General features: G+C 72.2%; 10 protein-coding genes and 3 tRNA genes. 9 read left to right on the top strand and 4 right to left on the bottom strand.

Translation table 11 applies throughout. From position 1 onward, the window contains the following. The first annotated feature begins 209 nt into the window (after positions 1-209). From B0675_RS02920 to B0675_RS02900, 5 genes are all read left to right on the top strand, one after another. The gene (locus B0675_RS02920) at positions 210-1,133 is read left to right on the top strand and encodes a CbiX/SirB N-terminal domain-containing protein (protein WP_081217154.1); all 924 of its coding nucleotides are present in this window, start codon (positions 210-212) and stop codon (positions 1,131-1,133) included. An 84-nt stretch (positions 1,134-1,217) separates the two neighbouring features. Then, the gene (locus B0675_RS02915) at positions 1,218-2,636 is read left to right on the top strand and encodes a deoxyguanosinetriphosphate triphosphohydrolase (RefSeq protein WP_081217153.1); all 1,419 of its coding nucleotides are present in this window, start codon (positions 1,218-1,220) and stop codon (positions 2,634-2,636) included. 93 nt (positions 2,637-2,729) lie between these two features. Next, on the top strand, positions 2,730-3,995 hold the full coding sequence (locus B0675_RS02910; protein WP_081217152.1) for an FAD-dependent oxidoreductase: 1,266 nt from the start codon (positions 2,730-2,732) through the stop codon (positions 3,993-3,995). A gap of 123 nt (positions 3,996-4,118) precedes the next feature. Next, complete coding sequence (dnaG, locus tag B0675_RS02905; RefSeq protein ID WP_081217151.1) at positions 4,119-6,023, top strand: DNA primase; 1,905 nt, start codon at positions 4,119-4,121, stop codon at positions 6,021-6,023. A 237-nt stretch (positions 6,024-6,260) separates the two neighbouring features. Then, positions 6,261-7,547, top strand: a complete 1,287-nt coding sequence (locus tag B0675_RS02900; RefSeq protein ID WP_081217150.1) for an RNA polymerase sigma factor — start codon at positions 6,261-6,263, stop codon at positions 7,545-7,547. A 98-nt stretch (positions 7,548-7,645) separates the two neighbouring features. Here B0675_RS02900 and B0675_RS02895 read toward each other — a convergent pair whose 3' ends face one another. The 4 genes from B0675_RS02895 to B0675_RS02880 all read right to left on the bottom strand — a co-directional run bounded on the left by B0675_RS02895 (position 7,646) and on the right by B0675_RS02880 (position 13,350). Further along, the gene (locus B0675_RS02895; RefSeq protein ID WP_081217149.1) at positions 7,646-9,574 is read right to left on the bottom strand and encodes an ABC transporter ATP-binding protein; all 1,929 of its coding nucleotides are present in this window, start codon (positions 9,572-9,574) and stop codon (positions 7,646-7,648) included. Next, complete coding sequence (locus tag B0675_RS02890; protein ID WP_081217148.1) at positions 9,574-11,307, bottom strand: ABC transporter ATP-binding protein; 1,734 nt, start codon at positions 11,305-11,307, stop codon at positions 9,574-9,576. Before B0675_RS02890 ends, B0675_RS02895 begins: the two co-directional genes overlap by 1 nt. A 185-nt stretch (positions 11,308-11,492) precedes the next feature. After that, positions 11,493-12,947 (bottom strand): FGGY family carbohydrate kinase, encoded by a 1,455-nt coding sequence (locus B0675_RS02885; RefSeq protein WP_081217147.1) that lies wholly within the window; start codon positions 12,945-12,947, stop codon positions 11,493-11,495. A 97-nt stretch (positions 12,948-13,044) separates the two neighbouring features. Further along, positions 13,045-13,350 carry a hypothetical protein gene (locus B0675_RS02880; protein WP_081217146.1) on the bottom strand — a complete coding sequence of 102 codons (306 nt, stop codon included), beginning with the start codon at positions 13,348-13,350 and terminating at the stop codon, positions 13,045-13,047. Between the two features lie 145 nt (positions 13,351-13,495). Here B0675_RS02880 and B0675_RS02875 point away from each other — a divergent pair. The 4 genes from B0675_RS02875 (at position 13,496) to B0675_RS02860 (ending at position 15,760) form a co-directional block, all read left to right on the top strand. Continuing rightward, positions 13,496-13,568 (top strand) — tRNA-Asn (locus B0675_RS02875). Positions 13,569-13,573: 5 nt separating this feature from the next. Next, positions 13,574-13,646, top strand: a tRNA-Asn gene (locus B0675_RS02870). Positions 13,647-13,812: 166 nt separating this feature from the next. Next, positions 13,813-13,889: transfer RNA gene (locus tag B0675_RS02865), tRNA-Ile, on the top strand. Positions 13,890-14,776: 887 nt separating this feature from the next. Continuing rightward, positions 14,777-15,760: an alpha/beta hydrolase gene (locus tag B0675_RS02860; protein WP_081217145.1), complete on the top strand. Its 984-nt coding sequence runs from the start codon at positions 14,777-14,779 to the stop codon at positions 15,758-15,760. Positions 15,761-15,895: the final 135 nt, after the last annotated feature.

The following is a 15,895-nucleotide window of genomic DNA, read 5'->3' as shown; positions in this document are numbered from 1 at the left end:
ACGCCGATCCTCACGTACGTGTTCGACACAGGAGGACGCGACGCAAGCCCGTTCGGTTCGCCGGGGCGTCGTGAGTGCTGTCACCCGTGACGCGGGAACCGCAGGTGGGAGCCGGTCGTCCGGCAGGAGTACCGTGCGGTGAACCGCCGGAAAACGCCCGACATGCCCGTGCAACGGCCCGGCAACCTCCTACCGCGAGGATCGCCCCCATGACGGCGTCGCACCCAGAACGAGACGAGTCCCCGGCCCGCTCCGTGGAGCCGCCGCGCGCCGACCGGTTCGACGGTCAGCTCGACACCACGGCGCAGCTGATGAACCGGATCACCAGTCAGCTCGGCAGCCAGCTCAGCCTGGTCTCGCTCAACGGCACCCGCCGTCCCGCGCCGCCCCCGCTCGTGCTGGCCGCCCACGGCAGCCGGGACCCGCGCGCGCTGAGCACCGTCCGCGCCCTGGCCGAACGCGTCCGCGAACTGCGCCCGCACCTGACCGTGCGCCTCGGCCACATCGACGTGGGCGACCCGCCGCTCTCCGGCACGCTCGCCTCGCTCGGCGGCGGACAGGGCGCCGGCGCCGTTCTCGTCCCGCTGCTGCTCGGCCGCGGCCACCACGTCCGGCGCGACCTGCCCCGGGCGGCGGCCGCCGCCCCCGGCCCGCCCGTCCGCGTCGCCGCTCCGCTCGGCCCGCACCCGCTGCTCGTCGAGACCCTCCACGACCGGCTCGTGGAGGCCGGGTGGCCTGCCGGGATGAGCGACGCGGCCCGGCGCACCGGCGCCGTCGTCCTCGCCTCCGCCGGTTCCCGGCTCGTGGAGTCCGCCGCCGACACCCGCCGCACGGCCCTCCTGCTCGCCGAACGGCTCGGCGTGCCCGTCGTCCCCGCGTACGCCTCCGGCGCCGCCCCGACCGTCCCGGCCGCCCTGCGCGCCCTCGCCGCCCGGGGCCGCCACCGCGTCGCCGTCGCCTCCCACTTCACCGCCCCGGGCCGGCTCGCCTCCCGGTGCGCCGAGGCCGGCCCGTGGATCCGCGCCGAACCCCTCGGCGACCACCCGGCGATGGTCCGTCTCGTCCTGCACCGCTACGACCAGGCGCTCGCGACTCCCGAACCCGCCCCGGAACGCACCCTCACCCCCGCCTGACCCCGGCGGTTCCCGGCCCTTCCGTGCCCGTCGCCGCCGGTGCCGGGCACCCCGCCTGTCACCGGCTGCGTCTACTGTCGGTGCATGGAAGGCATGGAACCGCACGCAGCAGCACCCGCACCGAAGGCCCCCGAGAACCCCGCCGCCCACGACGAGTACGACGTGTCCGCCGTCGAGCGCCGGGCCGTCGAGCCCGACAAACACCCCGGCCGCACCGCCTTCCAGCGCGACCGCGCCCGCGTACTGCACTCGGCCGCCCTGCGCCGCCTCGCCGGCAAGACCCAGGTCGTCACCCCCGGCACCCTGCCCCAGGTCCTCGGCTCCGCCCGCGGCACGGAGATCCCCATCCAGGTGTGGGACGCCAGCCCCCGCACCCGGCTGACCCACTCCCTGGAGTGCGCGCAGGTCGGCCGCGACCTCGGGGCCGCCCTCGGCTGCGACCCCGACCTGGTCGAGGCGGCCTGCCTCTCGCACGACCTCGGCCACCCGCCCTTCGGGCACAACGGCGAACAGGCGCTCAACGAATTCGCCGAGGACTGCGGCGGGTTCGAGGGCAACGCCCAGTCGCTGCGCCTGCTCACCCGGATCGAGCCCAAGCGCTTCGTGCGCAGCGACATGGTCGCCTCGGCGCCCGCCGACGCCGACGAGGACCTCGTCAGCGTGGGCCTCAACCTCACCCGGGCCGCCCTCGACGCCGCCACCAAGTACCCGTGGCCCAGAGGCGCCTGCCCCACCGACCCCGCGTCACCCAAGTTCGGGGTCTACGAGGACGACCGGCCGGTCTTCGACTGGATCCGCCGGGGCGCCCCCGGCACCCGGACCTGCTTCGAGGCCCAGGTGATGGACTGGTCCGACGACGTGGCCTACTCGGTGCACGATGTCGAGGACGGCCTGCACGCCGGCCACATCGACCCCGCGAGTCTGACGTCCGGGCCCGAGCGCGCGGAGATCTTCGCCGTCGCCATCGGCCGGTACGTGCCCGCGGACACCGCACCGGACGAGCTGGCCGAAGCGCTCGACCGGCTCCTCGCCCAGGAGTGGTGGCCGCACCGGTACGACGGATCGGCCGTCGCCCAGGCCCGCCTGAAGGACGCCACCAGCCAGCTCATCGGCCGGTTCTGCCTGGCGGCCGAGGGCGCCACCCGCGCCCGCCACGGCAGCGGCCGCCTCACCCGGTACGCGGCGGAGCTGGTCGTCCCCCGCGCCGCCCGCCACGAGTGCGCCGTCCTCAAGGCGGTCGCCGACCGGTACGTCATGCAGCGCGCCGAACAGGAGCGGCTCCGCGCCGACCAGCGGATCGTCGTCGCCGAACTCGCCGAGGCGCTCACCGCCCGCGCGCCCGAGGTGCTCGATCCGCAGTTCCGCGCCCTGTTCGAGCACGCGGCCGACGACCGCGCGCGCAAGCGGGTGATCGTCGACCAGATCGCATCCCTCACGGATGCCTCGGCGCGTTCCCTGCACCTCAGGCTCACCACGCGTTCCCATGGAGGCGCCGGAGTGTGACCCTGCGTGGCCTGATCGGGCCACTCCCCCTTCCCGCATCACGCTCCGTGCGGGACTCTCGCATATGGCGACATCCTTACGAGGAGGCATCAAGTGGTCGACGCGGATCAGACATTCGTCATCGTCGGAGGAGGCCTGGCAGGCGCCAAGGCGGCCGAGACGCTCCGAGCGGAGGGCTTCACCGGACGCGTGATACTGATCTGCGACGAACGCGACCACCCCTACGAGCGTCCGCCGCTGTCCAAGGGCTACCTCCTCGGCAAGGAGGAACGCGACAGCGTCTTCGTCCACGAACCCGCCTGGTACGCGCGCAACGACATCGAGCTGCACCTCGGCCAGACCGTCGACGCGATCGACCGCGAGGCCAGGACCGTCCGCTTCGGGGACGACGGCACCCTCGTCCACTACGACAAGCTCCTCGTCGTCACGGGCTCCGAGCCGCGCCGCCTCGACATCCCGGGCACCGACCTCGCCGGCGTGCACCACCTGCGCCGCCTCGCCCACGCCGAGCGGCTCAAGGGAGTCCTCGCCGCCCTCGGCCGGGACAACGGCCACATCGTCATCGCCGGAGCCGGCTGGATCGGCCTGGAGATCGCCGCGGCGGCCCGCGAATACGGCGCCGAGGTCACCGTCGTCGAACCCGGGGCGACCCCGCTGCACAGCGTGCTCGGCCCCGAACTGGGCCAGGTCTTCGCCGAGCTGCACCGCGAGCACGGCGTGCGGTTCCACTTCGGCGCCCGGCTCACCGAGATCATCGGCCAGGACGGCATGGTGCTGGCCGCCCGCACCGACGACGGCGAGGAGCACCCCGCGCACGACGTCCTCGCCGCCATCGGCGCCGCCCCGCGCACCGGCCTCGCCGAGGCCGCGGGCCTGGACCTCGCGGGCCGTGAGCACGGCGGGGGCATCGCGGTCGACGAGATGCTGCGCACCTCCGACCCCGACGTGTACGCCGCCGGCGACGTCGCCTCCTTCCACCACCCCCTGTTCGACACCCGGCTGCGCGTCGAGCACTGGGCCAACGCCCTGAACGGCGGACCGGCCGCCGCCCGCTCCATGCTGGGCCGCGGCACGCCGTACGACCGGGTGCCCTACTTCTTCTCCGACCAGTACGACGTCGGCATGGAGTACTCGGGCTGGGCGCCCCCGGGGACGTACGACCAGGTGGTGATCCGCGGCGACGCCGGCAAGCGGGAGTTCATCGCCTTCTGGCTGAAGGAGGGCAGGGTGCTCGCCGGGATGAACGTGAACGTGTGGGATGTCACGGACCCGATCCAGCAGCTCGTCCGGTCCCGGATCCAGGTGGACGCCGACGCGCTCGCCGACCCGCACGTCCCCCTGGACGGCCTGCTCCCCTGACGCACGGCGGCACCCGCCGCCCCACCCCTCCCGTGCCGGGGTCCGGAGCAGTTCCCCCGGACCCCGGCACGGCGTCCCTCACCTCGCCCCGGGAGTGTCCGTCCGGCCCCGTAGAATCACCACGTGGCCGGCAGGATCAACGACGAGGACGTGAAGGCGGTTCGGGACGCGGTCCCGATCGACGCCGTGGTGTCCGAGTACCTCCAGCTGCGCAACGCGGGCGGCGGGAACCTGAAGGGCCTGTGCCCCTTCCACGACGAGAAGTCACCGTCGTTCCAGGTCAGCCCCAGCAAGGGCCTCTTCCACTGCTTCGGCTGCCAGGAGGGCGGCGACACCATCACGTTCGTGATGAAGGTCGACCACCTCACCTTCTCCGAATCGGTGGAGCGCCTCGCCGGCCAGGCCGGCATCACCCTGCGCTACGAGGAGGGCGGGTACAACCCCTCCCACCAGCGCGGCGAGCGGATCCGCCTGGTCGAGGCGCACAAGGCCGCCGCCCAGTTCTACATCGAGCAGCTCGGCACCAGCCCCGAGGCCGACACCGGCCGCACGTTCCTCGCCGAGCGCGGGTTCGACCAGGCCGCCGCCGCCCACTTCGGCGTCGGCTACAGCCCCCAGGGCTGGGACCACCTCACCCGCCATCTGCGCGGCAAGGGCTTCACCGACAAGGAGCTGGTCCTCTCCGGCCTCTCCCAGGAGGGCCGCCGCGGCCCCATCGACCGCTTCCGCGGCCGCCTCATGTGGCCCATCCGCGACATCGGCGGCGAGGTCGTCGGCTTCGGCGCGCGCAAGCTCTACGAGTCCGACAACGGCCCGAAGTACCTGAACACGCCCGACACGGCGATCTACAAGAAGTCCCAGGTGCTGTACGGCATCGACCTCGCCAAGAAGGACATCGCCAAGAGCAGCCGGGCGGTCGTCGTCGAGGGGTACACCGACGTCATGGCCTGCCACATGGCCGGCATCACCACCGCCATCGCGACCTGCGGCACCGCGTTCGGCACCGACCACATCAAGATCCTCCGCCGCCTCCTCATGGACAACGGCTCGGCCCGGGTGATCTTCACCTTCGACGGCGACGCGGCCGGCCAGAAGGCTGCCCTGCGCGCCTTCGAGGACGACCAGAAGTTCGCCGCCGAGACGTACATCGCCATCGCCCCGGACGGCATGGACCCCTGCGAGCTGCGTCTCGCCAAGGGCGACGAGGCCGTCGCCGACCTCGTCGAACCGCGCACACCGCTCTTCGAGTTCGCGCTGCGCCAGATCGTCCTGCGCTACGACCTGGAGACCCCGGCCGGCCGCGCCGCCGCCCTCGACGAGGCCGCCCCGATCGTCGCCCGCATCAAGAACAGCGGCGCCCAGCACGAGGTGGCCGTACAGCTCGCCGGCATGCTCGGCATCCTCGACACCCAGTTCGTCGTCAAGCGGGTGGCGCAGCTGGCCCGTTGGGCACGCGACCGCGGCGGCAGAGGACCCGCGCCCGCCGGGAACCGCGCCCAGCAGACGTACACCGCCGCCCAGGCCCCGACGAACGGCGGCCCGGCCCTCACCCTGCGCAACCCCGTCTTCGCCACCGAGCGCGAGCTGCTCAAACTCGCCCTGCAGCGCCCCGAACTGGTCGCCCCGGCGTTCGACGCGTACGGCATCGACGAGTTCACCGCACCCCCGTACGCCGCGGTGCGCCAGGCCGTCATGGACGCGGGCGGCGCCGACCACGGCGTGCAGGACCCCCAGGAGTACCTGATCCGCGTCCGCGACGCCGCCCCGGACGACGCCGTACGGGCCATGGTCACGGAACTGGCGGTCGAGGCGATCCTGCGCAAGACGGTCGACGAGACGTACGCGGGCGACCAGCTCGTCGCGGTCCGCCGCCGCGCCGTCGACCGCCGCATCCGGGAGGTCCAGGGCTCCCTGTCCCGGCTCAGCGCGGGCGGCGACCCGGCTCAGCTGGCCGCCGTGCAGAACGAGTTGTGGGTCCTCCAGCAGTACGGGCAGGCACTGCGCGAGAAGGGCGCCGAAGCCCTCTGAGGACGGCCCGGGCTCGCGGGGCCGGGGTGGTGCGCGGGGTCGCGGCGGGGCGCGCGGACGGCGGGACGCGTCCGCGGGGGCCCGGCACATGCCAATCCCGGACCGTCTCCCACCGCTTTCGGCTCCGCTGAACTGCGCACTCGTCCGGAACGGTCACCAGGCGGTCACGGACCGGACGCAAAAAGTCACCGCACGCCCCTCGTGGCGGCGATGTGTCGTACTCCACACTGGGTTCCGGTGCCTGAGTCCTCGGAGCGCGGCCGACCCGCACGCGACGGGTTCCCTTTTCCCGCGGTTCCGCCAAACGACTACGGGATGGACGGCGGCGAGGCCGTCGAGCCCATCCCGGACGTACCGCTGCCGCACGACTCAGCAGCGACATTCCTGGAGGTCGCCCCCGTGCAGACCCAGACCCTCGCCGAGACCGACAACACCACCGTCACGGACGCGGACGCCGACGTCGTCGCGGCGGTACCCGCGCAGAGCCGTGCCGCCCACCATCCCGAGGCCGACCCGGACGGGCCGCCGCAGAACGCCGGGGCAGAGGCGGAAGTGGAGACCGAGGCCGAGGAGCCCGCCGAAGTGCCGCGAGGCCGTGCCGCCGACACCGGCGGCCCCTCGTCGGACCTGTTCCGCCAGTATCTGCGCGAGATCGGGCGGATCCCGCTGCTCACCGCGGCGGAGGAGGTGGAGCTCGCCCGCCGCGTCGAGGCCGGGCTCTTCGCGGAGGAGAAACTCCGCCTCGCCCCGGACCTGGACAGCCAGCTCGCCCTCGACCTCGACAAGATCGTCGTCATGGGCCGGATGGCCAAGCGCCGGCTCATCGAGGCGAACCTGCGGCTCGTGGTCTCGGTGGCCAAGCGGTACGTGGGGCGCGGGCTGACCATGCTCGACCTGGTCCAGGAAGGCAACCTCGGGCTCATCCGGGCGGTCGAGAAGTTCGACTACGCCCGCGGCTACAAGTTCTCCACGTACGCCACCTGGTGGATCCGGCAGGCCATGTCCCGCGCCCTCGCCGACCAGGCACGCACCATCCGCGTCCCCGTGCACGTGGTCGAGCTGATCAACCGGGTGGTCCGGGTGCAGCGGCGGATGCTCCAGGAGCGCGGCTACGAACCCAGTCCCGAAGAGGTCGCCGCCCATCTCGACCTGACCGGCGAGCGGGTCAGCGAGGTGCTGCGGCTGGCCCAGGAACCGGTGTCCCTGCACGCGCCCGTGGGGGAGGAGGACGACGTCGCCCTCGGCGACCTCATCGAGGACGGCGACGCCGCCTCACCGGTCGAGTCCGCCGCGTTCCTGCTGCTCAGGCAGCACCTGGAGGCGGTGCTGTCGACGCTGGGGGAGCGGGAACGGAAGGTCGTGCAACTGCGGTACGGGCTGGCGGACGGGCGGCCGCGGACCCTGGAGGAGATAGGCCGCATCTTCGGCGTCACGCGCGAACGCATCCGGCAGATCGAGTCCAAGACCCTCAACAAGCTGCGGGACCACGCCTTCGCGGACCAGCTCCGGGGCTATCTGGACTGACCCGCCCCCGGCAGGCGGCGCCGCCCCCGGACCCCCCGCTCCTCGAAGCCGGAGCGGCTGAAAGAGCTACAGCGGGGTCCAGGGACAGCGGCCGTCTGCTAGTCGACCTCGGCGACCGCCTGGGCGAACTGGGCCTGGTAGAGGCGGGCGTAGGCGCCGCCGGACTCCAGCAGCTCGGCGTGCGCGCCCTGTTCGACGATCGCGCCGTCCTCCATCACGAGGATCGTGTCGGCGTCCCGGATCGTCGACAGACGGTGGGCGATCACGAACGACGTCCGGCCGTGCGCCAGCTTCGCCATCGCCTTCTGGATCAGCACCTCGGTCCGGGTGTCCACGGAGCTGGTCGCCTCGTCGAGCACCAGGATGACCGGGTCCGACAGGAAGGCCCGGGCGATGGTGATCAACTGCTTCTCACCCGCGCTGACGCCCGATCCCTCGTCGTCGATCACCGTGTCGTAGCCGTCGGGCAGCGTACGGACGAACCGGTCGGCGTGCGCGGCGCGCGCCGCCTCCTCGATCTCCCCGCGGGTGACCTCCCGCGCGGCGCCGTACGCGATGTTGTCGGCGATCGTGCCCCCGAACAGCCAGGTGTCCTGGAGCACCATGCCGATGGCGGCCCGCAGTTCGTCACGGGAGATGGACGCCACGTCGACCCCGTCGAGGGTGATGCGGCCGCCCGTGACGTCGTAGAACCGCATCAACAGGTTCACCAGGGTGGTCTTGCCGGCCCCGGTCGGGCCGACGATGGCCACCGTCTGGCCCGGCTCCACCGTCAGCGAGAGGTCCTCGATGAGCGGCTTCTCCGGGTCGTAGCGGAACGACACGTGCTCCAGCGCCACGCGCCCGCGCAGTTCGGCGGGGCCGGCCGAGACCGCCGGGTCCGCCTGCTGCTCGTCCGCGTCGAGGATCTCGAAGACCCGCTCCGCCGACGCCACGCCCGACTGCACCAGGTTCGCCATCGACGCGACCTGCGTCAGCGGCATCGAGAACTGGCGGGAGTACTGGACGAAGGCCTGCACGTCACCGATCGACAGCGTGCCGGAGGCGACGCGCAGTCCGCCGACCACCGCGACCAGCACGTAGTTCAGGTTCGAGACGAACATCATCAGCGGCTGCATGATCCCGCTGTTGAACTGGGCCTTGAACCCGGCCTGGTAGAGCTTCTCGTTCTGCTCGGCGAACTGCGCGGCCGACTCGTCGGCCCGTCCGAACACCTTCACCAGGTTGTGGCCGGTGTACATCTCCTCGATGTGGGCGTTGAGCTTGCCCGTGGTGCGCCACTGCTGCACGAAGTGCGGCTGCGAGCGCTTGCCGATCCGGGTCGCCACGACGAACGACAGCGGCACCGTGACCAGCGCGACGAGCGCGAGCAGCGGCGACACCCAGAACATCATCGCGAGCACGCCCACGATGGTGAGCAGCGAGTTGACGAGCTGGCCCATCGACTGCTGGAGGGTCTGCTGGATGTTGTCCATGTCGTTCGTGGCCCGGCTGAGGACCTCACCGCGCTGCCGCTTGTCGAAGTACGACAGCGGCAGTCGCGACAGCTTCGCCTGGAGGTCCTCGCGCATCCGGAAGACGGTCCTGTTGACGGACCGGTTCACCAGCCGCGTCGCGACCGCCATCAGCAGGCCGGCCAGCAGGAACGTACAGATCGCGAGCAGCAGGACGTTGCCGACGGCGTGGAAGTCGATGCCCTCGCCGGGGGTGAAGTCCGTGCTCTTGAGCATGTCGGCGACGGCACCCTGGCCGTGCGCGCGCAGCGAGTCCAGGGACTCGGCCTTGGTGGCGCCGGCCGGCATCTGCCGGCCGACGATGCCCGCGAAGACCAGGTCGGTGGCCCGGCCGAGGATCTTCGGGCCGACCACCGACAGGCCGACGCTGAGGACGACGGCGACCAGCATGACGTACAGGGTGGCGCGCTCGGGCTTGAACTGGGTGAGCAGCCTGCGGCCCGACACCTTGAATTCCATCGAGCGCTGGTCCGGGCCGCTCCCGGCCATCATGCGCCCCATCGGCCCGGCCATCAGGCGGCCTCCGCTTCCGTCAGCTGGGAGAGGACGATCTCCCGGTAGGTCTCGTTGTCGGCCATCAGTTCGTGATGGCGTCCGGTGCCGACGACCCGGCCCTCGTCGAGGACCACGATCCGGTCGGCGTCGCGGATGGTCGACACCCGCTGGGCGACGATCACCACGGTGGCCTCGGCGGTCTCCTCGGCGAGCGCCGCGCGCAGGGCCGCGTCGGTCGCGTAGTCGAGGGCCGAGAAGGAGTCGTCGAAGAGGTAGATCTCGGGGCGCTGCACGAGGGTGCGGGCGATGGCCAGGCGCTGGCGCTGGCCGCCCGACACGTTGGTGCCGCCCTGGGCGATCGGCGCGTCCAGGCCGCCTTCGAGGCGCTCGACGAAGCCCTTGGCCTGTGCGACGTCCAGCGCGTGCCACAGCTCCTCGTCGGTCGCGTCGGGGTTGCCGTAGCGCAGGTTGGTGGCGACCGTCCCGGCGAACAGGTACGGCTTCTGCGGGACCAGTCCGACCGTTCTGGCCAGCAGCTTCGGGCCGATCGTCGCCACGTCGACGCCGTCGACGAGGACCTCGCCGTCGGTGGCGTCGAACAGCCGCGGGACCAGGCCGAGCAGCGTCGACTTGCCGCTGCCCGTCGAGCCGATGACGGCGGTGATCTCCCCGGGGCGCGCCACGAGGTCGACGGACTTCAGGACCGGCTCCTCGGCGCCCGGGTAGCGGAAGCCCGCGCCGCGGAGCTCCAGGTGGCCGTGGCGGCGCAGCTCCAGGACGGGCGCGAGGGGCGGGACGACGCTGCTGTCCGTGCCCAGGACCTCCTGGATGCGTTCGGCGCAGACCTCCGCGCGCGGCACCATCATGAACATGAAGGTGGCCATCATCACGGACATGACGATCTGCATCAGATAGGCGAGGAACGCGGTGAGGTCGCCGATCTGCATGCCGCCGCTGTCGATGCGGTGGGCGCCGAACCAGACGACCGCGATGGACGACAGGTTCACCACCGTCATGACGATCGGGAACATCAGCGCGAGCATCCGGCCGGTGGCCAGCGACGTCTCGGTGAGCTCGGTGTTGGCGCCCTTGAAGCGCTCCTTCTCGTAACCGTCGCGGACGAACGCGCGGATCACCCGGTTGCCGGTGATCTGCTCGCGCAGCACCCGGTTCACGGTGTCCAGGCGCACCTGCATCGTGCGGAAGAGGGGGCGCAGCCGGCGCACGATGAGCGTGACGCAGATGCCGAGGGTCGGCACCACGGCGATGAGCACCGCGGACAGCGGCACGTCGAGGCCGAGGGCCAGGATGATGCCGCCCACACACATGATCGGGGCCGACACCAGGAGGGTGAACGTCATCAGTGCGAGCATCTGCACCTGCTGGACGTCATTGGTGGTGCGGGTGATCAGCGAGGGCGCCCCGAAGTGACCCATCTCACGGGCGGAGAAGGACTGGACGCGGTCGAAGACGGCGGCCCGGACGTCCCGGCCGACCGCGGACGCCGTGCGGGCGCCGTAGTAGACGGCTCCGATGTTGCAGACGACCTGAGCCAGCGAGATGCCGATCATCAGGGCGCCGAAGGACAGGATGTAGTCCGTGTCCCCCTTCACGACACCGTTGTCGATGATGTGCGCGTTCAGCGTGGGCAGGTAGAGCGTGGCGCAGGTCTGCAGGAACTGCAGCAGCACCAGAAGGGCGATGGGTTTCTTGTACGGACTGAGGTGGGTCCGCAGGAGTCGTATGAGCACGCGGGGTCTCTCGGGATCGTCGACGGCTGGGTGATCGGCGGGCGCTGGATGGTGCACCACCCCCTATCGTCGGACACTCCACCGGTGTTACCTCAAGCGAATAACCCAAGGGGAGACCAAGAACCGGCCATGGCTCCGTCCAGGGACGTACGCCTGGTCGGATCCCGTGAACCGGTCCGAACCCGTTACACCCGGAACGCCCCGGGATGCGTCTGTTCCCGTACGGACACGTACTGCTGGCGTACGGCCTGGCCCACGGCGAGTTCCTCGCCCGGCTCCAGCACCTGGGCGACCGGACCCTGCCAGGCGGGCGGGTTCCGCGGGTCGAGGGTGCCCTGGGAGGCGCCGAGGGCCCAGGCGGCCTGGCGGGCCGCGCCGAGCGCCGCGTAGTCCGCGGGCTGCGGCACCACGACCGGCGCGCCGAACAGGGCGGGTGCCACGGCCTGCACCGCGGGCAGCTCCGCGGCCTGGCCGAGCAGGAAGATCCGGCGGACGTCGACACCGCGCCCACGCAGGACGTCGAGCGCGTCCGCGAGCCCGCAGAGCATGCCCTCGAACGCCGCCCGCGCGAGATGCTCGGGCCGCATCGACTCCCGGCGCAGTCCCGCCAGGGTCCCCGCCGTGTGCGGCAGGTTCGGCGTGCGCTCGCCCTCCAGGTACGGCAGCAGGACCAGCCCGTGCGAGCCGGGCGTCGACTTCATCGCCAGGTCGGACAGGCCCTCCAGGTCCGGCACGCCGAGCATCTCGGCGGCGCCGCGCAGGGCCCGTACGGCGTTGAGGGTGCTGACGACCGGGAGGTGCATGCCGGTCGCGTCCGCGAGGGAGGTGATCATGCCGGTGGAATCCACCAGCGCCTCGGTGTGCACGGCCATCACGGAACCGGAGGCGCCGAGCGACACCACCGCGTCGCCGAGCCCGATGCCGAGCCCGAACGCCGCCGCCATGGTCTCGCCGGTGCCGGCGGATATCAGCAGCCCCTCGGGCGTGGTCCCCGCCGCGTCGGCCGGGCCGAGCACCTCGGGGAGCGCGGCCTGGTGGCCGAGCGCGAGTTCGATGAGGTCGGGTCGGTAGCCGCCGGTCGCCGCCGACCAGTAGCCGGTGCCGGAGGCGCCGCCCCGGTCCGTGGTCCTGCGCACCGGCCGGCCGAGCAGCTGCCACACCAGCCAGTCGTGGGCCTGGAGCAGCATGGCGGTCCGCCGCGCCGCGTCGGGTTCGGTCTTGTTCAGCCAGCGGAGCTTGGTCACCGGCTGGGCGGCCTGCGGGACGCTGCCCACGGCCTGTCCCCATGCCTCGCGCCCGCCGAGCGCGTCGATCAGATCGGCCGCGGCGACCTGCGCCCGCTTGTCACCGCCGACCAGGGCGGGCCGCACGGTGTTGCCCTGCACGTCCAGCGGGACGAGGCCGTTCTGCTGTGCGGACACGCCGATCGCCTGCACGCCTTCGAGCAGGCCGCCGCCGGCGGCCTCGCCCAGGGACAGCAGCCAGGCCTGTGGATCCACGTCGGAAGGACGTCCGCCGCCCTCGGCGCCGTCGAGCGGGTGCGGCGCGTAGCCCTGCCGCAGCACGGTGCCCGTGTCCGCGTCGCAGACGACGATGCGAGTGAAATCGGGCGAACTGTCCAACCCGGCGACTATCCCCATGGGCGAAATTCTGCCGTACGACGGGGGGTGGCGGCGCCGGGTGGGTGCACGAGATCCGGCGCGGCCCCTGATTCCCCTGGTGTCACGGGTGTGCCGGTCAGGTGTTGCTGGTGCCCCAGTCGTCCAGTCCGGCCCCGCCCGTGTTCCGCTGCCGCAGCGAGCGGACCCGGTCGGTGACCGAGTCGGGGACGCGGTCGCCCACCTTCTCGCTCACCGTGTGGAACGCCTTGCCCGCGATCGCGCGGCCCTGCTGCGCGGCGGTCTCGGCGGTGTTGCGCACCGCCGGGTTCTGCGAGACCTGGCGAGCGGACTTCCTCAGCTGTTCGTAACGCTCTCGCCCGGCGCGCGTGCCGAGCACGTACCCCAGGGCCAGTCCGGCGACGAATGTGAGCTTGTAGCGCATGACAGCCACCCTTCCCTTGCGTCGGCATCGGTACGGAGGGAACCGATTGGCGGAGCACCCCCCTGCTTGCGCTAATGTATGTGTCGCAGCGAGCGCACGCCCCCTGGCGAATACCCAGGTAGGTGCGTTCGATGCAACGAGACAATCCCCTGTAGCTCAATTGGCAGAGCAGCCGGCTGTTAACCGGCAGGTTACTGGTTCGAGTCCAGTCGGGGGAGCTCGGTCTCCTGTAGCTCAATTGGCAGAGCAGCCGGCTGTTAACCGGCAGGTTACTGGTTCGAGTCCAGTCGGGAGAGCAACGGAAGAGGACCCCTCAGGGGTCCTTTTTCATGTCCGGGGGAACCGCTCGGGGCACGCCGAAGTCCTCATGGTCGTGCGATGCCGACCATCCGAAGCAGGAGATCGTATGAGCGGCTATGCTGCGGCAGACGGCGCGCACAAATGTGCGCGGCGCGCCGTAACGGGGCGGTAGCTCAGCCGGTTAGAGCAGCGGACTCATAATCCGTCGGCCGTGGGTTCGAGTCCCACCCGCCCCACCACACGCTACGCGTGAAGAATCGATGCGACCAGCAACTTCGCTGGTGGATCAGGCGAGTTGAGAGCCCGCGAGGGCGCCCCGCCCGACCGTGGAACCCCGGTCGCAGGGCCCCCGCGGAGGCCCCCCTTCCGCCCAACTCGCCCCTCACCCGAACGGCCTGACCGGGCCTCGGACGGAGTACACGCGAGCCGCCCCGAGGCCGTGCCGGAGAGGCCCGCGGCACTGATCGCAGGGCCTTCGGGAGGCCCCTCCGGGCGGCCGGAACCCACCGGATCCCGCGCCGGACCCCCGGGCGCCCTCCAGGACACGCGCCGCCCCGGTCCCGTCCCGATGGGCCCCGGTCCCGTCCCGATCAGGCCCGGTCCCGCCCCGCTCCGCACCGGGTCCGCACCGGGTCCGCACCGGGTCCGCGGGGCCCGTTTCCTCCCCGGGGGACGAGAGCGCCGTACCGAACATGCTGCTCGGAGGGTAGGAGCCGTTCTCCGTGGGCACCATGCGTCTAAGCGCGTCGGTGACGACGCGGGGGATCGTCAGTCATGAGGAGGGGTCATGAACCGTCAGATCCGGATTCGCGTCAGCCGCCGGCCCGCCGCGCCGCGCGAGATGCCGATCGACCGCAGGACCCCGTCGGGGCGCATCCTGCCGTACTGAACCGGCCGTCACTCCCGGCCGGTTCCGCTGTTCCCCGCCCTGTTCTCTCCCTCCTTCTCCTTCACCCTCCTCCACTCTCCTCCTCCCGCTCCCGCTCCCGTCCGGAGTCCGCCGGGCCGCGAGTGGCTTGATCTGACGGTCAGGTTGACTCGCGAACTCGTTTCGTCGTACATCCGGGCGGGCAGTCACTCGGCAGCGTTTGTCCCGGTCCGTCCGGACCGAGGGAGGGGGAGCGCTGTGCGTGACCATGTACGTTCGGCGGACGGCCGGTTGCTGCGCGTCGAGATCTCGGGGGACCCACGGGGACGCCCCGTGTTCCTGCTGCACGGCATGCCGGGCAGCCGCGTCGGACCGCGGCCCCGGTCCATGTTCCTGTACCAGCGCGGCACCCGGCTGATCAGCTACGACCGCCCCGGGTACGGGGGATCGGACCGGCTCCCGGGACGGCGCGTCGTCGACGTCGTGCAGGACGTCACCTCCATCGCGGACGCGCTCGGCATCGAGCGGTTCGCCGTGGCCGGCCGGTCCGGGGGCGCCCCGCACGCGCTGGCCTGCGCCGCGCTGATGCCGCAGCGGGTGACCCGGGCCGCGGCCCTCGTGGGACTCGCGCCGCGCGGCGCCGAGGGGCTCGACTGGTTCGCCGGGATGGCACCGTCGAACGTCAACGAGTTCCGGACCGCGTTCACCGACCCGGACCGCTTCACCGCCCGGCTGATCCCGCGGTCCGCCGCCATCCGCCGGGACCCGGTGCGCCTGCTGGAGGACCTGCGCCCCGAACTCACCGCCGACGACCGGCAGATCGTCTCCGACAACACCATCCGCTCGATGCTGCTGCGCAACTACCGCGAGGCGCTGCGGACCTCCCCGTACGGCTGGATCGACGACGCGCTCGCCCTCACCGGGAGCTGGGGCTTCGAACCGGCGGACATCCGCGTGCCGGTACTGCTCTGGCACGGGGTGAAGGACGTGTTCTCCCCGGCCTCGCACTCCTCCTGGATGGCCGCCCGGATCCCCCGGGCCACCGCCGTCCTCGAACCCACCGCCGCGCACTTCGCCGCGCTGCGGGCCCTCCCCAAGGTGCTCGCCTGGCTGCTGGCCGACACCCCGGTGTGGCCCGGCAGCAGGAGGAGCCGGGCGGTGACCTCCGGCGCGGGCGCCCACGCCGACGTCCCGCAGGCGCCGCCCGGCCGGGCGCGCTCGCAGGCTGCCGCCGCGCTCTGAGGATTCCGGGCGTCGGGCACCCGAACGGGGGGCGAGGCCCTCGGTCACCGGGCCCCGGCGCGAGACGGGGCCCCGCTCACCGGATGCCTGTCGCGACCGGCCCCCGACGTCCGGCGCGCGTCTCCGTGCCGGGGC

Origin of the sequence: Streptomyces sp. M41(2017) (assembly GCF_002078175.1) — a bacterium.
GTDB lineage: Bacteria > Actinomycetota > Actinomycetes > Streptomycetales > Streptomycetaceae > Streptomyces.
This window is presented reverse-complemented; position numbering and strand designations above follow the sequence as displayed.